This window comes from Pseudomonas yamanorum (genome assembly GCF_013386765.1).
In the GTDB taxonomy this organism is placed as follows: Bacteria; Pseudomonadota; Gammaproteobacteria; order Pseudomonadales; family Pseudomonadaceae; genus Aquipseudomonas; species Aquipseudomonas yamanorum_A.
This window is the reverse complement of sequence record NZ_JACARE010000037.1, coordinates 85540-105083: the sequence shown is the minus strand read 5'-3', so window position 1 is coordinate 105083 and position 19544 is coordinate 85540. Positions and strand designations below refer to the sequence as shown.

Below are 19544 nucleotides of genomic sequence, written 5' to 3'. Positions count from 1 at the left end.
AGCCTGCTCCTACACAAGCCCGGTTTTCACAGGGCAGCAGTGGTGCTTTTTAGTGCTGCAGGATTTTCTCAAGGAAGTGCTGCGCACGCTCGGAGCGGGCGCTGATGTCGCCGAAGAATTCCTCTTTCGGGCAGTCTTCGATGATCTTGCCTGCGTCCATGAAGATCACCCGGTCGGCGACCTTGCGGGCGAAACCCATTTCGTGGGTCACGCACATCATGGTCATGCCTTCGTGGGCCAGTTGCACCATCACGTCGAGCACTTCGTTGACCATTTCCGGGTCGAGGGCTGAGGTCGGTTCGTCGAACAGCATGACGATCGGGTCCATCGCCAGCGCACGGGCAATCGCCACACGCTGTTGCTGGCCGCCGGAAAGCTGGCCCGGGTGCTTGTGGGCGTGGGCCGACAGACCGACACGCTCCAGCAGTTGCAGGCCTTTCTTGGTGGCTTCTTCCTTGCTGCGGCCCAATACCTTGATCTGCGCGATGGTCAGGTTCTCGGTGATGGTCAGGTGCGGAAACAGTTCGAAGTGCTGGAACACCATGCCGACGCGCGAGCGCAGTTTCGGCAGGTTGGTCTTCGGGTCGGCGATGGAGGTGCCATCGACTACCACGTCGCCTTTCTGGAACGGCTCCAGGGCGTTGACGCATTTGATCAGGGTGGATTTGCCCGAGCCGGACGGCCCGCACACCACGATCACTTCGCCTTTTTTAACCTCGGTGCTGCAATCGGTCAGCACCTGGAAGTCGCCATACCACTTGTTGATATTCTTGATAGAGATCATACGGCAAACCTTTTTTGCAGACGCTTGACCAGCAGCGAGGCGGAAAAGCTGATGATGAAGTAGACGACACCGGCGAAGATCAGGAACTCATTGGAGCGGCCGATGATGTCGCCGTTGGAGCGGGCGGAGTTGAGGAAGTCCACCAGGCCCACGGTGTAGACCAGCGAGGTGTCCTGGAACAGGATGATCGACTGTTGCAGCAGCAACGGGGTCATCTTGCGGAACGCCTGGGGCAGGATGATCAGGCGCATGGTCTGGCTGTAGGTCATGCCCATGGCTTGTGCCGCGGCCATCTGGCCCTTGGGGATCGACTGCACGCCGGCCCGCACGATTTCACAGAAGTACGCCGCCTCGAACATCATGAAGGCCACGACGCAGGAGGTGAACGCACCGATCGGGGTGTCTTCGCCGGTGATCCAGCGCAGCACGAACGGCACCGCCAGGTAGAACCAGGTGATCACCAACAGCAACGGGATCGAGCGGAAGTAGTTCACATAGGCGCCGGCCAGGCGCGACAGCAGTTTGCTGGACGACAGGCGCATCAGCGCGAGGATCGTACCCAGGACGATGCCGCCGACCACGCCCATGACCATCAACTGCAAGGTCATGACCATGCCGTTCCACAGGCCCGGGATGGCGGGGATGATGCCGCTGAAATCGAAGTCCATTATTTACCCCCCACGGAGATCAGGCCGGGCACGGCGACTTTCTTCTCGACCACGCGCATCAGCAGCATCAGGCTCATGTTCAGGGTGAAGTAGATCAGCGTGGCCAGGGTGAAGGCCTCAAACAGGTTGGCCGAGAACTCGGCGGTCTGTTTGGTTTGCGCCAGCAGTTCCATCAAGCCGATCAGGGACGCCACGGAGGAGTTCTTGAAGACGTTGAGGAATTCCGAGGTAAGCGGCGGAATGATGATCCGGTAGGCCTGGGGCAGCAGCACGTTCCAGTAGATCTGTGGCAGCTTGAAGCCCATGGCGCGCGCGGCAGCTTCCTGGCCCCGTGGCAACGCCTGGATGCCGGTGCGCACTTGTTCGCACACGCGGGCGGCGGTGAACAGGCCCAGGCACACGACAACGCTCAGGTAGGCCGAGGTGGTCGGGTTGAGGTCTTGTTTGTACCAGTCTTGCAGGTTCTGCGGCAGCAGGTCGGGTATCAGGAAGTACCAGATGAACAGCTGAACCAGCAGCGGCACGTTACGAAACAGTTCCACGTAGCAGGTCGCGATGCCGGATACGAGGCGGTTTGGCACGGTGCGCATGACGCCCAGTATCGAGCCCAGCAGCAAGGCGATAATCCACGCCACGATGGCGATGGCAATGGTCCAGCCCAGGCCGGTGATGTACCAGTCGAGATAAGTCTCGCTGCCAACGCCGGTGGACTTGAAGAACACGCCCCAGTCCCAGTTGTAATTCATTAGGGTCTCCCCTCGAGATCGATCGATGTACAAGCACCCGCTTGGGGAAGATCCTTTCCCGCCCGGCGGCGAACGCCAGGCACACGCGATCGGCTCGAAAACTGCCAAGTCGAGTGTTCCAAAATTAAAGCCAGCAGGTAGTAACAGACGCCTGAGGGAACGTTGGCTCCCTCAGGACATAAGCTTAGTCAGGTATCAGATTTTTACGTCAGGCGCTGGCTTGTCGCTCGGGTTGGCGATCAGCTCCTTGACCTTCTCGCTCATCGGGAAGTTCAGGTTCAGGCCTTTAGGCGGGATCGGGCTTTCAAACCACTTGGTGTAGATCTTGTTGATCTCACCGGATTTGTACAGGCCAACGATCGCGTCATCCACGGCTTTCTTGAAGGCTGGGTCGTCTTTGCGAACCATGCAGGCGTAGGCTTCGAAGGACTGCGGAGTACCGGTGATGACCCAGTCATCCGGCTTCTTGGCCTTGGCTTCTTCACCGGCCAGCAGGGCGTCGTCCATCATGAAGGCAACGGCGCGGCCGCTTTCCAGCATGTTGAAGGATTCGCCGTGGTCCTTGGCGGAGATGACGTTCATGCCCATCTGCTTGTCGGCGTTCATCGCCTTGATGATGCGCTCGGACGTGGTGCCGGCGGTGGTCACGACGTTCTTGCCTTTCAGGTCAGCGAAATCGCTGTAGGACGGCTTGCCATCCTTGTCTTTCTTGACCAGCAGGCGGGTGCCGATTTCGAAGATGTTGACGGTGAAGTCGACTTGCTGGGCACGTTCGGCGTTGTTGGTGGTGGAGCCGCACTCGATGTCCGCGGTGCCGTTCTGGATCAACGGGATACGGGTCTGCGAGGTGACCAGGTTGTACTTGGTCTTCAGGTCGGGTTTGTTCAGGTCTTTTTTCAGGGCTTCAACGATAGCCAGCTGAATGTCGTGGGAGTAGCCCACGGGTTTGCCCGAACCATCCGCAATATAGGAAAACGGAATAGAGCTGTCGCGGTGAGCGAGAGTGATGGTGCCGGAGTCGTTGATTTTCTTCAGCGTGCCGGTGAGTTCGGCGGCGAAAACTGGAGTGCTGATCAGAGCAGCAGCGATAGCTGCGCCCAAAATATGGGGAACGATACGCATCAATACTTCCTCGACATTTGTTTTTTTTATGAGACCGGTTGGGACGGCCACGTTTTTATATAAACAGTACTGCGAAAGCCTGTGACGGCTCCTGAGGCGCCTCAGGCAATCGCCTACGAGTGTAGAGCATGAGTCGTGCCAGACCTGAAATAAAAGGTTAACAGTATGATTTATATAGAGATTAACTTTGTATGACGGCCTTTTTGCCGCGGCGGGGTCCGGCAAACCGAATAGGTCGGGGAATGGCGTTCGGAAAACCGAATGGCGGGATAGGCCTGTATCGCCCATGAAAAAGCCCCGGGAACAGGGCTCCCGGGGCTTTTATGTGTCGCGCTGTCAGAACGTGTAGTCGGCTGACACCACCGCTGCACGACCATCGCCAGGCACTGCCCAGCCGTTGTTGCGGATGCGGGTCAGGTATTCCTTGTCGAACAGGTTGTTGATGTTCAACTGCAGGTTCAACTGTTTGTTGACCTTGTAGCCGAGCATCGCCCGTTGCACCGCGTAGCCGGGCGCAGTCGGGGCCCCGGCGGCGCTGACCAGGTACTGCTTGCTTTGCGCGGTGATGCCGTAGCCCACCTGGAAGTCATGCGGCAGGTCGTACACCGTCCAGAGACTGGCCGCATGTTTGGGCGTGAACGGCAGCGGCTCGCCTTTCTGCGCGTCGAAACCGGTGGTTGCCAGGGTGAAGTCGCTGGCGCTGCGCAGCACGCGGGTGTCCAGGTAGGTGTAGTTGGCGAAGACCTTCCAGCGGTCGGTTATCGCACCGCTCAGGCCGAGTGCCACACCATCTGCACGGGCTTTACCGTCGAGGGATTGAGTGCCGCTCAGGTTGGTCGGGTCGTTATCGGCAACTTTGTAGTTGGTGCGGTCATTGCGGAAGATCGCGCCGGTGAGTGACAGGGCATTGTCGAAGAAGTCCCACTTGGTGCCGATTTCATAGCTGACGGCGGTTTCCGGGGCGACGTTGCAGTTGTTGGTGGCCACGCTTGAGCTTTTGGCCGGGGTGTAGCAGCCACCGTTGACGCTGGCTTGGGACGGCGTCTTGCTGTTGCCGTAAGCCACATAGAAGCTGCCGTTTTCCGCCGGCTTGTAGACCAGGGCCAGGCGGTAGGACGTCAGGTCATCGGCTTGGCCGAAACGAGTGCCTGGGGTTTCCACACCGGTACTGGAGTAGGCGTTGCTCACCGAACTGCCGGCGTTATGCTCGTAGCGCAAACCACCGTTGATTTCCCATTGCGGGCTGAGCTTGAGCGTGTCGAAGGCGTAGGCAGCACGGTTGTTCAGCGCGCCATCGACGTGGGCGGCGCGGGTGAAGTTGACCGGCCCGTTCCACTCGGAGTTCGGATCGCTGAAGCTCACCGGTGGCGGGACGATCGTGCTGCCGTTGGCGTTGGTCAGCCACTTTCCGGTATCCGCCTCATATTCCTCGCGGCTGATGGCGATGCCGGTCACCAGCGTGTGGTCGATAAACCCGGTGCTGAAGTGGCTGGTCACGTCGGTCTGGTTGGTGAACATCTTGTTCTGGGTGTTGCGTTCGTTACCCAGAGAGCCGCCGCTTGGCTGGAAAAAGCCCGGTTGCAGGCCTGCGGCGCAAGGGGCGCCGGTGATCTGGGTGCCGCTGGCCAGGCAGCCGGCCTGGGCACCTTCGGGGCCCGAGGCGCGCAGGTCCTGGCGAACCCGCTCGACACGGGTGAAGTTGCGCACGGAGACGGCTTCGTTGAAGTCGTGCTCAAGCTTCAGGCTGAACGAGTCCGCGGTGGTTTTCTGGTCATTGATGTTGTGGTAGCCGTAGAAATCGCTCCAACCCACGCCCGGCATGGGCTTGCCGTTGTAGATGGGGATGCCGTACTGCGGCGTGTTGTCATCTTTCTGATGTTCGAAACTGACGGTGACGCGGGTCGGCGTGCCCAGGCCAAAGGCGATGGAAGGCGCAATGCCCCAGCGCGAGTAATCTTCATAATCGCGGCCAGGCACATCGTTACCATGGGCCATCAGGTTCAGGCGGAACGCGGTGGTGTCGTTGAGCATCTGGTTGGTATCAAGCGTGGTGCGCTTGTAGTTGTCGGTGCCGATGCCTGCGCTGATGGTGGTTTTGTCCCGCAGTTCCGGTTGCTTGCTCACCAGGTTGATGGTGCCGCCGACTGCGCCGGAGCCTGAATACACCGAACTCGCGCCGCTGACGACTTCCACCTGCTCCAGGTTGAACGGGTCGGTGCGGCTGTATTGCGCGCTGTCGCGCACGCCGTCGACGTAGATGTCGCCGCTGGCGGAAAACCCGCGCAGGTTGATGCTGTCGCCATACCCGCTGCCACCTTCGCCCGCACCGAAGGTAATGCCTGGCACGGTGCTGAGTACGTCGCGCAGGGTCAGCAGGTTTTGGTCATGAATGACTTCCTTGGGCACCACCGTAATGGTCTGCGGCGTGTCGCGCAGTGCCTCGGTGTACTTGGGGGATGAGGGAGCCACAGGGTTGTAGACGCTCTGGCTCGGGGCCTGGCCTTCGATGCTGGTCGCGCCGAGCTGAATCACGCCTGTGTTGTCATCTGGTGCAGTCTCCGCTGCATAACTGAATCCTCCCTGCGCAGCCACTGCCAAGCCCACTGCCGACGCGAGCATATGCCGCGATGAAAGGGGGGCAGAACTGATCCCGGTAGCCATTGAGTAGTCTCTTGTTGGTGTTAGTGAGATGCGATCGTAATTGATAAGTGATCTCAAATGTAATACTTTGTAACCAAATAATTCATGAAACTTTTGCGATCCTTGATCGCCACACGGGGCAGTAATGCAGAGTGCGCAGCCAGGCAGCGAGCCGTCTGATATCGGTGATAACCCGCGTGCTTATGTGCGGTGGGTGATGCATGCGGCACAACTGGGTGATGCCGACGCACAGGCGACCCTGGCCCAACTGCTGCTTGACGGTCGCGGCGTGCAGAAGGATGAGGCGCTGGCATTGAGCTGGTTTCGCATCGCCGCGCGGCAGCGTCATCCCATGGCGATCAACATGATCGGGCGCTGCCTGGAGAATGGATGGGGCTGCGAAATCGACCTGGACGATGCCGCGCAGCATTACCGCAAGGCGGCCGATCTGGGATTGGATTGGGGTTTGTATAACTACGGACAACTGCTGACCCGTGGTCGTGGCGTGGGGCGCGATCTTGCTGCGGCGTATGAGCTGTTCGTCCGGGCTGCGGCCAAGGGGCATGCCAAGTCGATGAACCTGTTGGGGCGGTTCCATCACGAAGGCGTCGTGGTGCCCAAGGATGTTCAACTGGCGCGGCAGTGGTATCAGCGTTCCGCCGAGGCCGGGGATTTCCGAGGGCAGTACAACCACGCCTCGGAGCTGGCTGAAGACGGCGACGAGGTGCAGGCCTGCCTATGGCTGGAGCGGGCGCTTGCGACGGCTACTCCGGGCTTTTTGCAGGCGGCTTATCCCGTCTTGCTGGGTTCTGCGCTCAACGGGATCCGTGAAATGGGCCAGCGTTATCAGCGCCATCTGCAGGCATGAAAAAGCCCCTGGACCTTTCGGTGCAGGGGCTTTTTTGCTGCTGGTAGATCAGGCCGCTTCGATCTTGCCGCGATTGTGCTCAACCTTGGACAGGTAGCGCTGTACGTTTTCCTGTTCTTCCGGTGTGGTGAACAGGCCCAGCTTGCTGCGGCGCCACAGGATGTCCTGGGGCTGCGTGGCCCATTCTTCGGCGCACAGGTAATCGACTTCGCGGGTGTACAGGCCGCCACCGAGGTGGTCGCCCATGTCGGCCAGCGATTGCACGCCTTCCAGCAGGCGCCAGGTGCGGCTGCCGTAGGTGGTGGACCAGCGACGGGCAATCTCGCTTGGCACCCAGTCGTATTTGCTGCGGATTGCATCGGCCAGGGCTTCTGGCGTGCTCATGTTTTCACCGCCGGGCAGGGTGGCCGTGGCCGTCCAGCTTGGGCGCATCTGGGTAAAGTACGGCGCCAGTTGCGCCATCGCCGATTCAGCCAGCTTGCGGTAGGTGGTCAACTTGCCGCCGAACACCGACAGCAACGGCGCCTCGCCCGAGGTGCCGGACAGCGCCAGGGTGTAGTCGCGGGTCACGGCCGACGGGTTGTCGGACTCGTCGTTGCACAGCGGGCGCACGCCGGAATAGGTGTGCACGATGTCATCGCGGCTCAGCTGTTTCTTGAAGTGCGCGTTGACCACGTTGAGCATGTAGTCGGTTTCACCTTCGGTAATCGCCACTTTCGCCGGGTCGCCGGTGTATTCGCGGTCGGTGGTGCCGATGATGGTCAGGTGATTCAGGTACGGAATAGTGAAGACGATGCGCTGGTCTTCGTTCTGCAGGATGTGCGCGTGGGCGCCTTCATACAGCTTCGGCACGATCAGGTGGCTGCCCTGAATCAGGCGGATGCCGTAGGGCGAATCCAGCTTCAGGTCATCCTTGATGAACTTGGCTACCCATGGGCCAGCGGCGTTCACCAGTGCTCGGGCGCGGATCGAGAACAGGCTGCCATCGGCACGCTCCATGTTCATTTCCCACAGGCCTTTGCTGCGGTGTGCGCTGACGCAACGGGTCTGGGTGTGGATATGCGCACCCTTTTCCCGCGCAGCCATGGCGTTGAGGACTACAAGACGGGCGTCGTCGACCCAGCAGTCGGAGTATTCGAAGCCTTTGGTGATTTCGCTTTTCAGCGGGCTGTCGGGGCCGAACTTGAGGCTCTTGGAGCCTTCGAGTTTTTCGCGCTTGCCCAAGTGGTCATAGAGGAACAGGCCGGCGCGGATCATCCACGCCGGACGCAGGTGCGGGCGGTGTGGCAATACAAAACGCATTTGCTTGACGATGTGCGGGGCCTTGGCCAACAGCACTTCACGTTCAGCCAGGGCTTCGCGCACCAGGCGAAATTCGTAATGTTCCAGGTAGCGCAGGCCGCCGTGGATCAGTTTGCTGCTGGCGGAAGAGGTGTGGCTGGCCAGGTCGTCCTTTTCGCAAAGGAATACCGACAAACCGCGCCCGGCTGCGTCTGCTGCAATGCCGACGCCATTGATCCCGCCACCGATAACGGCGACGTCATAGACTTCGGCAAGCGGTGGGGCAGGCAAGGTAGAAGGGTTCATCGGCTGGCCTCGCAATCTTTTTCGTATTGGAATTCGAACATAAATGTTCATTTGCGAAAATGGTAGCTCATAAACGCGGGCACAGCCAGTCCGCTTCGATTGAAAATACTGATCGAAGGGCGAGGAAAGGAAAATTTGTGAACATCAGGGGGCAGGACACCCCCTGTTTGGGCTTACACCACTTCCAGCCGAATCTTGTGCTGATTCAACAGTTGCACCAGCGCCGGAACCGGCTGCTGATCGGTGACTAAACAATCAATCAAACTGATCGGTCCCAGGCGAATCATGGCGTTGCGCCCGAATTTGCTGGAGTCCGCCGCCAGGATCACCTTGCGCGCATTGGCAATGATCGCCTGGGAAACCCGCACTTCCTGGTAATCGAAGTCCAGAAGGCTGCCGTCTTCATCTATACCGCTGATGCCCACCAGGGCGAAATCGACCTTGAACTGGTTGATAAAATCGACGCTGGCCTGGCCCACCACGCCGCCGTCACGGCGCACGTTGCCGCCGGTCAGGAGTACGTCGAAGTCGTCTTTGGCACTCAGCATCATGGCGACGTTGAGGTTATTGGTGATGATTTTCAGGTGGCTGTGGTTAAGCAGCGCGCGCGCAATCGACTCGGTGGTGGTACCGATGTTGATAAACAACGAGGCATGATCGGGGATTTGCGCGGCGATGGCTTCGCCGATGCGCTGTTTCTCGTCGCGCATCTGGTCGGCACGCATGGCGTACGCGGTGTTTTCAACGCTGGAATCATAGGCTGCGCCGCCATGGTAGCGGCGCAACAGGTTGGCTTCCGCAAGTTGATTGATATCGCGGCGGATGGTTTGCGGGGTGACAACAAAGAGCTGCGCCATTTCCTCGATACTCACATAGCCGCGTTCGCGGACCAGTTCGAGGATTTGTTGCTGGCGGGGAGGCAGATTCATGGTGCGTCCTTTGGGCTGCCGTAAAAAGTGGCCCATGATGACGCAGGAATCTGCTCCCTGCCAGTTGCAACCCTATGTGGGTCCGGCGCTTGGCTTATTCAGCGCCTTCGTGGGGTTCCCAGTCGCGGGTGCGGCTGACCGCTTTTTGCCAGCCGGCGTAGAGTTTTTCCTTCGCCGCCTCTTCCAGTTGCGGTTCGAATTGACGCTCGATCACCGCCTTGCCGCGCAGTTCGTCCAGGCTGCCCCAGAAGCCGCACGCCAGGCCAGCCAGGTAGGCGGCGCCCAACGCGGTGGTTTCGCGCATTTGCGGGCGCTCAACCTGGGTGCCGAGGATGTCGGCCTGGAACTGCATCAGGAAGTTGTTGGCGACGGCACCACCGTCTACCCGCAGGGATTTGAGGCGTTCGCCGGAATCCTGCTGCATGGCGTCAAGCACGTCGCGGGTCTGGTAGGCAATCGACTCCAGGGCGGCACGAATGATGTGATCCACGCGTACGCCACGGGTCAGGCCGAACAGCGCGCCACGGGCATACGGGTCCCAGTACGGAGCGCCCAGGCCGGTGAAGGCCGGCACCAGGTACACGCCGTTGCTGTCCTTGACCTTGCCCGCGAAGTATTCGGTGTCGGTGGCGTCGGCGATGATCTTCAGCTCGTCACGCAGCCACTGCACGGTGGAACCGCCGTTGAACACGGCGCCTTCCAGGGCGTAGGCCACTTCGCCGCGGGGGCCGCAAGCGATGGTGGTGAGCATGCCGTGCTTGGATTTCACGGCCTTGTCGCCGGTGTTCATCAGCAGGAAGCAGCCGGTGCCGTAGGTGTTTTTCGCCTGGCCCGGTTCTACGCACATTTGGCCGAACAGCGCCGCCTGCTGGTCACCGGCGATACCGCCGATGGCGATGCCGCTTTTGGTGCGGCCGTAGATTTCCGAGGAGGACTTCACTTCCGGCAGCATTTCGCGCGGCACGTCGAGAATCTCCAGCATCTTCGCATCCCACTCCAGGGTGTGGATGTTGAAGAGCATGGTGCGCGAGGCGTTGGTGTAGTCGGTGACGTGGGTTTTGCCGCCGGTAAATTTCCAGATCAGCCAGCTGTCGATGGTGCCGAACAGCAGCTCGCCGTTACGCGCACGCTCGCGGCTACCTTCGACGTTGTCGAGGATCCACTTGAGCTTGGTGCCGGAGAAGTACGGGTCGGTGACCAGGCCAGTGGTGTCGTTGATGTATTGCTCGTGGCCGTCGCGCTTGAGCTGCTGGCAGATCTCGGTGCTGCGGCGGCATTGCCAGACGATGGCGTTGTAGATCGGGCGGCCGGTGATTTTGTCCCAGACCACCGTGGTTTCACGCTGGTTGGTGATACCGATGGCCGCGACTTGGTCATGGTGCAAGCCGGCTTGTGCCAGGGCCTCGACCATCACCGCGCTCTGGGTGGCGAAAATTTCCATCGGGTCATGTTCGACCCAGCCGGCTTGCGGGTAATGCTGGGTGAATTCACGCTGGGCGGTGCAGACCACGTTGGCGTCACGATCAAAGATGATCGCCCGGGAACTGGTGGTGCCCTGATCGAGGGCAATGATGTAGTTCTTATTCTGAATGTCGGTCATGTCGATTGCCTTGGACGGAGAATAGGGGGAGTCAATAAATAGCCTGGGGCGCAAAAGGGCAGTACGGCCCAGGCTATCGCATCATGAAGTACGGGTTTTGCCGGTGGCGGCAGCTTCGGTTTCAGCAGTTGTAGCAGGTGCGGCGCTCGGCAGGTGACGGGCAATCAGCCCGCGATACGCTGCAGCACCGAGGCAGGCACCGACAATCGGCGCGAAGATCGGAATCAGGAAATAAGGAATGTCGCGCCCGCCCGTGAAGGCCATTTCACCCCAACCGGCGAAAAAGGTCATCAGCTTGGGGCCGAAGTCACGGGCCGGGTTCATCGCAAAGCCGGTCAACGGGCCCATGGCGCTGCCGATCACGGCGATCAGCAAACCAATCAGCAGTGGTGCCAACGGGCCACGGGGCAGGCCGTTGTTGTCATCGGTCAGGGCCATGATCACGCCCATCAGGATCGCGGTAATGACCATTTCCACCAGGAACGCCTGGGCGGTGCCCAGCAGCGGATGCGGGTAGGTGGAGAACACCGACGCCAGCTCCAGGCTGGCCTGGGTGCCGCGAATCATGTGGTGGGTTTGTTCGTAATCGAAAAACAGGTTGCTGTAGAGCGTGTAAACCAACGCGGCCGAGCAGAAGGCGCCGGCGACCTGGGCGATGATGTAGAACGGCAGTTTGCGCTTGTCGAAATCGGCAAAGATGCACAGGGCGATACTGACGGCCGGATTGAGGTGAGCCCCGGAAATACCGGCGCTCAGGTAGATCGCCATGCTGACGCCGATCCCCCAGATGATACTGATTTCCCACAAGCCAAAGCTGGCGCCCGCGACCTTGAGCGCAGCAACACATCCGGTACCGAAGAAGATTAGCAACGCAGTGCCGAGGAATTCGGCCATGCATTGACTTGAAAGTGAAGGCTGTTGAAGAGCAGTTGTCATGGAAAACCTCTGTTTTTGTTGTTGTCTGGCGTTTTGCCTCAACGGGCAATCGGCGATTTTCACCGTGGCAAGGATCCCCATCCTGTTCGCGGCTTACTGCTGTGAATCCGTAGGTCTATTCCTACAGTATTCGTAAACGAAAAAATATAGACAAGAATGACGGCTGTCAAAGGTCGAAAGTGAACGATCGGTCATTTTGTAATTATTGGTGTGGTGAATGATCGTGCCGTGGGCGATGGCAGTCGCTGGCGGGGGCCGCGCGGGGGCGTGGCAGAGGGCTTCGGACTAGAGCCTTTTGCGGCGTGTTGGCCTAGAATTGGCCGTCTGTTTTTTCACCTTTTTGCCAAGCCTGGAGCACGTATGACGCCCGCATTGGACCTGTTGAAAAAAGTTCGCGCCGAACATCGAATCCACAGTTACGAACATGATCCCAAGGCAGCGTCCTATGGTCTGGAGGCCGCGGAAAAATTGGGGCTTGATCCCGCACAGGTGTTCAAGACCCTGCTGGCCAGCAGCGAAAAAGCCGAGTTGCTGGTGGCCGTTGTGCCGGTCGTCGGAAGTTTGGATTTAAAAGCGTTGGCGCAGGCGGCGGGGGTGAAAAAGGTCGAGATGGCGGACCCTGCAGCGGCGCAACGGGCGACCGGCTATTTGCTGGGTGGCATCAGCCCGTTGGGGCAGAAGAAGCGCCTGCGCACCTTTGTCGATGTGACGGCGCAGTCGTTTCCGACGATTTTTATCAGTGCGGGGAGAAGGGGGCTGGAAGTGGAGTTGGCAGCGGCGGTGCTGGCCGAACACACCCAGGCCAAGTTCGCGGAAATTGGCCGGGCGTGATGCGCTCCTACATGGCCTGGAACAACACCAGGTGCTCGGCTGCCACGCGTATGCCCACATCGGCACCGACCAGATGATCGGCGTGGCTGGGAAAGATCGATTCCAGCTGCGCGCCTGTCGGCAGCTGCAAGCGATACAGGGTCGACGCACCAAGGAACGTCTTGCCGACAATCCGGGCTTTCAAGGCGCTGTCCGGCGCATAAACAATGTCGTCCGGGCGCAGCAAAACATCCACAGCACCGCCGGTAGGCCAAGTGTAGGCGCGATTGCCGCGCAACTCGCCCAGTTCAGTGGTGACCGATTCCGGCGTGTTCAACTGCCCGCGAATGAAGTAACCCTGGCCAATAAAGCTGGCGACGAAGGGCGTCAGCGGTTCGTGGTAGAGGTTGTAGGGCGTATCCCACTGCTCCAGGCGGCCTTCCTTGAACACACCCACATGGTCACTCACTGCGAAGGCCTCTTCCTGGTCATGGGTCACCAGAATCGCACTGGTGCCCCGCGCCTTGAGGATGTCGCGCACTTCATGGCTGAGCTTGCGCCGCAGTTCGCCGTCGAGGTTGGAGAAGGGTTCGTCCAGCAGCAACAGTTGTGGCTCCGGCGCCAGTGCTCGGGCCAGGGCGACGCGCTGTTGCTGGCCGCCGGAGAGTTCGTGGGGGAAGCGTTTGCCCAGATTCTTCAGGTTCACCAGTTCCAGCAGTTCGGCCACTACCCGCTCTTTGTGCGGGTGCTTGCGAATGCCGAAGGCAATGTTGTCGGCCACACTGAGGTGTGGAAACAGCGCGTAGTCCTGGAACACCATGCCGATGCGACGTTTCTCCGGTGCCAGTGTGAAACCGGCGCTGGAGATGACTTCACCCGCCAGGCTGATCTCGCCTTCATGCACCGGCTCAAACCCGGCAATCGCCCGCAGGGTGGTGGTCTTGCCGCAGCCCGAGGAGCCCAGCAGGCAACCGATGTCGCCGGCGTTGAGGTGCAGATTGAGGTTCTGCACCACCCGTTGGTCCTGATAGCCGCATGCCAGATTGCGTAGGTTCAGCAGTAATGGCTGGCTCATGCAGGGCGGTACGCCGGCGCAACCAGAAACTCGAGCAAGGCCTTTTGTGCGTGCAGGCGGTTTTCTGCCTGGGCCCAGGCCACCGAGCGTTGGTCGTCCAGCAGGTCGAGGCTGATTTCTTCGCCGCGGTGGGCGGGCAGGCAGTGCATGAACAGCACGTCCGGCGCGGCCAGGTCGAGGAGGGCGCGGGTCACCTGGAACGGAGCGAACAGCTTGAGGCGCTTGGCGGTTTCTTCTTCCTGGCCCATGGAGGTCCAGACGTCGGTGCTTACCAGGTGCGCGCCGATGACCGCGTCACGCGGGTCGCGCACGATGGTCACGCGGTCGCCGGCCTGGGCCAGGAATTTAGCGTCCGGCTCATAGCCTTCAGGGCACGCAACGCGCAATTGGAAGTCGAACTGGATCGCCGCTTCTATATAGCTGTTGCACATGTTGTTGCCGTCGCCGATCCAGGCCACGGTCTTGCCCTGGATCGAGCCGCGCTGTTCAAGGAAGGTTTGCATGTCGGCCAGCAACTGGCAGGGGTGCAGGTCATCGGACAGGCCGTTGATTACGGGCACCTGAGAGTTGGCGGCAAATTCGGTGAGGGTGCTGTGGGCGAAGGTACGGATCATCACCGCATCCAGCATGCTCGACATTACGATCGCACAGTCGCTGATCGGCTCGCCGCGGCCCAGTTGGGTATCGCGAGGCGACAGGAAGATGGCTTGCCCGCCGAGCTGGATCATGCCGGCTTCGAAGGACACGCGGGTGCGGGTCGACGACTTCTCGAAAATCATTCCGAGCACGCGGTTTTTCAAAGGCTCGAACAGTACGCCGCGGTTACGCAGGTCTTTAAGCTCAATGCCTCGACGGAGCACGCTGACCAGCTCTTCGGGCGTGCAATCCATCAGGGAGAGAAAGTGCCTTGCGCTCATCATTAACTACCTTTTTGCAACAGACCGCAGATACTCAAAGCCTTGTTTATTTTGAAAACGGGCGAGACCTGCGGCGAAAGCCGCACGGGGCGACGAAATAGGGGAAGGCGCGATCTTATAATTAAATGTCGCGTCTTACCAATAGGGCTACAGTTTTTAGGGGAGTTCAAGGACGCGGGGAGGGCGCTTTTGAAGCCTGTTTCCTGACAGCAGCGGGTCATTTGTACACTGGCGCTGCGTCATATTGCAATGCGCGAGGGCGGGCGCAGACCATGGCGCGTCGGTTTCAGCGGGCTGTCGGAGGGGGCTGAAACATTTCCTGATGTTTCCTCATGCCCAGGCCTGATGCCGCTGGATTCACACGACGAACGTTGCTGGCGCTGCCGCCTGGGGCGGGCCATAGTTTTGGTCCGAAGCGCTCAGCCCACAATAAAGAGACTGGCCATGACCAAGACTCTCCATCACCGTGCCTGCCATCTGTGCGAAGCCATCTGCGGCCTGACACTGGAAACCACCCAAGGCGAAGACGGGAGCCTGGCGATCACCTCGATCAAGGGCGACCCCCTGGACACCTTCAGCCGTGGCCATATCTGCCCCAAGGCCGTGGCCCTGCAGGACATCCAGAACGACCCCGATCGCCTGCACCAGCCCATGTTGCGCGTGGGCAGCGAATGGCAGCCAATTCCGTGGGACGACGCCTTTGCGCTGGTAGCCGAACGCCTGTCAGGTATCCAGGCGCGCCATGGGCAGAATGCCGTGGCGGTGTACCAGGGCAATCCGAGCGTGCACAACTACGGCCTGATGACCCACAGCAACTATTTCCTCGGCCAACTCAAGACCCGCAACCGTTTTTCCGCCACCTCGGTGGATCAGTTGCCCCACCACCTCACCAGCCACCTGATGTATGGCCACGGCCTGTTGCTGCCGATCCCGGACATCGACCATACCGATTTCATGTTGATCCTTGGCGGCAACCCGCTGGCGTCCAACGGCAGCATCATGACCGTGCCGGATGTGGAGAAACGCCTGAAGGCCATCCAGGCCCGGGGCGGCAAAGTGGTGGTCGTTGATCCACGGCGCAGCGAGACGGCGGCGATTGCCGATCAGCATCTGTTTGTGCGCCCCGGCGGTGATGCGGCGTTGTTGTTCGGGTTGCTCAATACGCTGTTCGCCGAGAACCTGACCTGTGACAGCCACCTGCCCGTGGACTGCCTGGATGAAGTGCGCCACGCCGTAGCCGGATTCACCGCCGAGGCCATGAGCCGCCAATGCGCGGTGCCAGCCGAGCAGATCCGCCAGTTGGCGCGGGACTTCGCCGCGGCCGAGGCGGCGGTGTGCTATGGCCGCATGGGCGTATCGACGCAGGCGTTCGGCACGCTGTGCCACTGGCTGGTGCAGTTGATCAACCTGGTCACCGGCAACCTGGACCGAGTGGGCGGCGCGTTGTGCACCACGCCGGCAGTCGACCTGGTGGCGTCCACTTCAGGCGGGCATTTCAACCGCTGGCAGAGCCGGGTTTCCGGGCGGCCGGAGTACGGTGGCGAGTTGCCGGTGTCGGCGCTGGCTGAAGAAATGCTCACCGAGGGCGAAGGACAAATCCGCGCGCTGGTGACGGTGGCGGGTAATCCGGTGTTGTCCACGCCCAACGGCCGGCAACTGGAGCAGGCGCTGGATGGGTTGGAGTTCATGGTCAGTGTCGACCTGTATATCAACGAAACCACGCGCTATGCCGACCTGATCCTGCCATCCACCTCGGCGCTGGAAAACGATCACTACGACACCACGTTCAATATGTTCGCGGTGCGCAACGTCACGCGCTTCAACCGCGCGATCCTGCCCAAACCCCAGGGCGCGCTGCATGACTGGGAAATCTTCGTCGGCCTGGCCCAGGCATTTGCCGCGAAAACCGGCAATGCACTCAAACCCACCATGCCGCCTGCACAGATGATCGATTTCGGGCTGCGGGCCGGGCCTTATGGCGATACGTTGTCGATTGCCGCGCTGGCGGATCATCCTCATGGCCTGGACCTTGGGCCGTTGAAGCCAAACCTGGCGGGCCGCATGAAAACTCCCAATGGCCGCCTGCAGGCCGCACCGCCGGTGATCCTCGCCGACCTGGCGCGCTTCGCCGCGCAACCGTTGCCCGAAGTGGGTGAGTTGCTGCTGATCGGCCGCCGCCATGTGCGCAGCAACAACTCCTGGATGCACAACTACCATCGACTGGTGAAGGGCAAGCCCCGCCACCAGTTGTTGATGCACCCGGACGACCTTGCTCATCGTCAGTTGAGCGACGGGCAGCGCGTGCGAGTCAGCTCGCGGATCGGCATGATCGAAGTGGAAGTGCTGTCCAGCCTCGACATGATGCCTGGCGTGGTCAGCCTGCCTCATGGTTGGGGTCACGGCCGCCCGGGCGTGCAGATGAGCATCGCCAGCGGCCAGCCGGGGGCGAGTGCGAATGACCTGACGGATGAGCGGCAACTGGATGAGCTGTCGGGTAACGCGGCGTTGAACGGCGTGCCGGTGCAGGTGGCGGCGGCGTAAGGATTGTCTGTCGGGGAGTCCGAGCGTCACGCTGGGGTTTGCGTTACAATGCGCCACCGTGCCGACCCATGAGTCGGAAAGTTCCAGCCGAGGTGTTCCATGGATATCATCGAAACGATCAAAGAGCAGATTGCCAACAACACTATTCTGCTTTACATGAAGGGCGCTCCTAACGCGCCTCAGTGTGGCTTCTCCGCAAAGGCTTCCCAGGCAATCATGCAATGTGGCGAGAAGTTCGCCTACGTGGATATCCTGCAGAACCCGGAAATCCGCGCCAACCTGCCGAAGTACGCCAACTGGCCAACCTTCCCGCAGCTGTGGGTGGCCGGTGAGCTGGTCGGCGGTAGCGACATCATCACCGAAATGGCGGCTGATGGTTCGTTGCAGGCCCTGATCAAAGACGCAGCAGAAAAAGCCGCGGCGAAGACCGAAGCCTGATTCGTTTCAGGCCGCGGCAATAAAAAGCCCCGCTTCTCGAGAGAGAGCGGGGCTTTTTAGTGGTCGGCAATTATGGGTTATTCACCCATCTGCGATTGCAGGTAATTCTCGATAGTTACTTTGTCGATCAGGCCGATTTGAGTTTCCAGCCAGTCGATGTGCTCTTCCTGGTCTTCAAGGATCTCTTCCAGCAACTCCCGGCTGCCGAAGTCGCTCTTGGTTTCGCAATGGGCAATCGCGGCCTTGAGGTCGGTGTGGCTCTTGCGCTCGAAGTTCAGGTCGCAGTTGATCATTTCCTGGGTGTGCTCGCCGATGTTCAGCTTGCCCAGGTCCTGCACGTTCGGCAGGCCTTCCAGGAACAGGATGCGCTTGATCAGCGCGTCTGCGTCCTTCATGGCCTTGATGGATTCTTTGTATTCACGCTTGCCCAGCTTTTCCAGGCCCCAATCGTCATACATGCGCGCATGCAGGAAGTACTGATTGATCGCGACCAGTTCATTGGCAAGGATTTTGTTGAGTTGCTGGATGACTGTAATGTCGCCTTTCATGATTGGGGTCCTGCCCTGTATTAGCTGTATATAAGGCGGAGTTTGAGCGGCGTATTGACTACTGTCAAACCTAAGTTATTGAATAATAAATGAAAATTAATCGGAATAAGAATGTTTGTGTTCCGCGTCTTGGCGCTAACTGTTTGAATTACGGGCATAAAAAAACCGGACACTAAGTCCGGTTCTTTAAAACACGCCGATTAAGCGTGTGTAAATTCTGCTGAGTAGGGGATCGCAGTCTGGGCCGTTTGCAGCTGCGTCAGGGTTTCCCGTACCACTTGCTTGGCGAGGCAGGCACATTTGCCGCATTGGCTGGCAACGCCGGTGGTTTCACGTACTTCCTTGTAGCTGCAGCAACCTTCATAGATTGCTTCGCGGATTTGTCCGTCGGTGACGCCAGTGCAGAGGCAGACATACATAAGGGAGAACCATCGCGGGTTTAAGGCTTAAGTGCGACGGATCTTAATGTTAACGAGAATGATTGTCAAAGTAGTTTCACCGGCCTGGTGGTTTGTGTGCGGGCTCACTGACGAACGGTTTTTTTCCGGTATGATGGTCGGTCTTCACGAAGCGTGATCACGTCACAGGCCTGTCGTTTAGCTGCGGCACACTGGGACGGATCCTTTTACTTCAGTCACCACCATCAGGAGATACCCAATGAGCGTACTCGTCGGCAAACAAGCCCCGGATTTCGACGTACCCGCCGTCCTCGGCAATGGCGAAATCGTAGACAGCTTCAAACTGTCTGAAGCCATCAAAGGCAAATACGGCCTGGTGTTCTTCTACCCACTGGACTTCACCTTCGTCTGCCCATCGGAGCTGATCGCTCTGGATCACCGCATGGAAGATTTCAAGGCGCGTAACGTTGAAGTGGTCGCTGTTTCCATCGACTCCCATTTCACTCACAACGCCTGGCGCAACACTGCCATCAATGATGGCGGCATCGGCAAAGTCAAATACACCATGGCTGCCGACATGAAGCACGACATCGCCAAGGCCTACGACGTTGAATCCGAAGGCGGCGTGGCTTTCCGTGGCGCGTTCCTGATCGACGACAAGGGCGTTGTGCGCTCGCAGATCATCAACGATCTGCCGCTGGGCCGTAACATGGAAGAGCTGATCCGTCTGGTCGACGCGCTGCAATTCCACGAAGAGCACGGCGAAGTCTGCCCTGCCAACTGGAAAAAAGGCGACAAAGGCATGAACGCTTCGCCAGAAGGCGTTGCGGCTTACCTGACCGAGAACGCTGGCAAGCTGTAAGCCACGTTTGAAGCAAAAAAAACCGGCCTGAGAAGGCCGGTTTTTTTATGCGCTGCATTTGGTTTTGTGGCGAGC

General features: G+C 59.7%; 18 protein-coding genes. 5 read left to right on the top strand and 13 right to left on the bottom strand.

The features are described from left to right. Window positions 1-49: 49 nt before the first annotated feature. From HX875_RS25710 to HX875_RS25690, 5 genes are all read right to left on the bottom strand, one after another. Entirely contained in the window at window positions 50-784 is a 735-nt protein-coding gene (locus tag HX875_RS25710) for an amino acid ABC transporter ATP-binding protein (RefSeq protein WP_010170183.1), read from the bottom strand. After that, on the bottom strand, window positions 781-1452 hold the full coding sequence (locus HX875_RS25705) for an amino acid ABC transporter permease (RefSeq protein ID WP_177046897.1): 672 nt from the start codon (window positions 1450-1452) through the stop codon (window positions 781-783). The genes HX875_RS25710 and HX875_RS25705 overlap by 4 nt, the downstream gene beginning before the upstream one ends. Beyond that, window positions 1452-2198 carry an amino acid ABC transporter permease gene (locus HX875_RS25700; protein ID WP_177046895.1) on the bottom strand — a complete coding sequence of 249 codons (747 nt, stop codon included), beginning with the start codon at window positions 2196-2198 and terminating at the stop codon, window positions 1452-1454. Before HX875_RS25700 ends, HX875_RS25705 begins: the two co-directional genes overlap by 1 nt. A gap of 195 nt (window positions 2199-2393) precedes the next feature. After that, entirely contained in the window at window positions 2394-3320 is a 927-nt protein-coding gene (locus HX875_RS25695) for a glutamate/aspartate ABC transporter substrate-binding protein (protein ID WP_177046894.1), read from the bottom strand. Between the two features lie 336 nt (window positions 3321-3656). Continuing rightward, on the bottom strand, window positions 3657-5852 hold the full coding sequence (locus tag HX875_RS25690) for a TonB-dependent receptor (protein WP_371321498.1): 2196 nt from the start codon (window positions 5850-5852) through the stop codon (window positions 3657-3659). Between the two features lie 253 nt (window positions 5853-6105). Here HX875_RS25690 and HX875_RS25685 point away from each other — a divergent pair, with 253 nt between their 5' ends. Beyond that, complete coding sequence (locus tag HX875_RS25685; RefSeq protein WP_177046890.1) at window positions 6106-6828, top strand: tetratricopeptide repeat protein; 723 nt, start codon at window positions 6106-6108, stop codon at window positions 6826-6828. Window positions 6829-6876: 48 nt separating this feature from the next. Here HX875_RS25685 and glpD read toward each other — a convergent pair whose 3' ends face one another. From glpD to HX875_RS25665, 4 genes are all read right to left on the bottom strand, one after another. Continuing rightward, window positions 6877-8415: a glycerol-3-phosphate dehydrogenase gene (gene glpD, locus HX875_RS25680; RefSeq protein ID WP_177046888.1), complete on the bottom strand. Its 1539-nt coding sequence runs from the start codon at window positions 8413-8415 to the stop codon at window positions 6877-6879. Between the two features lie 173 nt (window positions 8416-8588). Beyond that, window positions 8589-9344: a DeoR/GlpR family transcriptional regulator gene (locus HX875_RS25675; protein ID WP_003208723.1), complete on the bottom strand. Its 756-nt coding sequence runs from the start codon at window positions 9342-9344 to the stop codon at window positions 8589-8591. A 94-nt stretch (window positions 9345-9438) separates the two neighbouring features. Continuing rightward, window positions 9439-10944 (bottom strand): glycerol kinase GlpK, encoded by a 1506-nt coding sequence (gene glpK, locus HX875_RS25670; protein ID WP_003208721.1) that lies wholly within the window; start codon window positions 10942-10944, stop codon window positions 9439-9441. Between the two features lie 81 nt (window positions 10945-11025). Then, window positions 11026-11880 (bottom strand): MIP/aquaporin family protein, encoded by an 855-nt coding sequence (locus HX875_RS25665; RefSeq protein WP_177046886.1) that lies wholly within the window; start codon window positions 11878-11880, stop codon window positions 11026-11028. Window positions 11881-12240: 360 nt separating this feature from the next. Here HX875_RS25665 and ybaK point away from each other — a divergent pair, with 360 nt between their 5' ends. Next, a complete protein-coding gene (gene ybaK / locus HX875_RS25660) occupies window positions 12241-12711 on the top strand; it encodes a Cys-tRNA(Pro) deacylase (RefSeq protein WP_010170166.1) in 471 nt (156 codons plus the stop codon). A gap of 7 nt (window positions 12712-12718) precedes the next feature. Here ybaK and HX875_RS25655 read toward each other — a convergent pair whose 3' ends face one another. Next, the gene (locus HX875_RS25655; protein ID WP_177046884.1) at window positions 12719-13765 is read right to left on the bottom strand and encodes an ABC transporter ATP-binding protein; all 1047 of its coding nucleotides are present in this window, start codon (window positions 13763-13765) and stop codon (window positions 12719-12721) included. Further along, complete coding sequence (gene argF, locus HX875_RS25650; protein WP_177046882.1) at window positions 13762-14682, bottom strand: ornithine carbamoyltransferase; 921 nt, start codon at window positions 14680-14682, stop codon at window positions 13762-13764. The genes HX875_RS25655 and argF overlap by 4 nt, the downstream gene beginning before the upstream one ends. Window positions 14683-15126: 444 nt before the next feature. On the opposite strand from argF, the gene HX875_RS25645 reads away from it, so the two are divergent. Next, window positions 15127-17223, top strand: a complete 2097-nt coding sequence (locus tag HX875_RS25645) for a molybdopterin oxidoreductase family protein (RefSeq protein WP_177046881.1) — start codon at window positions 15127-15129, stop codon at window positions 17221-17223. A gap of 99 nt (window positions 17224-17322) precedes the next feature. Then, window positions 17323-17661, top strand: coding sequence for a Grx4 family monothiol glutaredoxin (gene grxD / locus HX875_RS25640; protein ID WP_034118308.1), 339 nt, complete (start codon window positions 17323-17325; stop codon window positions 17659-17661). 77 nt (window positions 17662-17738) lie between these two features. Here grxD and bfr read toward each other — a convergent pair whose 3' ends face one another. Both bfr and HX875_RS25630 read right to left on the bottom strand, forming a co-directional pair. Next, entirely contained in the window at window positions 17739-18209 is a 471-nt protein-coding gene (gene bfr / locus HX875_RS25635; protein WP_177046879.1) for a bacterioferritin, read from the bottom strand. 200 nt (window positions 18210-18409) lie between these two features. Then, window positions 18410-18628 (bottom strand): bacterioferritin-associated ferredoxin, encoded by a 219-nt coding sequence (locus tag HX875_RS25630; protein ID WP_177046877.1) that lies wholly within the window; start codon window positions 18626-18628, stop codon window positions 18410-18412. Window positions 18629-18866: 238 nt separating this feature from the next. Here HX875_RS25630 and HX875_RS25625 point away from each other — a divergent pair, with 238 nt between their 5' ends. Next, window positions 18867-19469, top strand: coding sequence for a peroxiredoxin (locus tag HX875_RS25625; RefSeq protein WP_155581257.1), 603 nt, complete (start codon window positions 18867-18869; stop codon window positions 19467-19469). Window positions 19470-19544 lie beyond the last annotated feature (75 nt).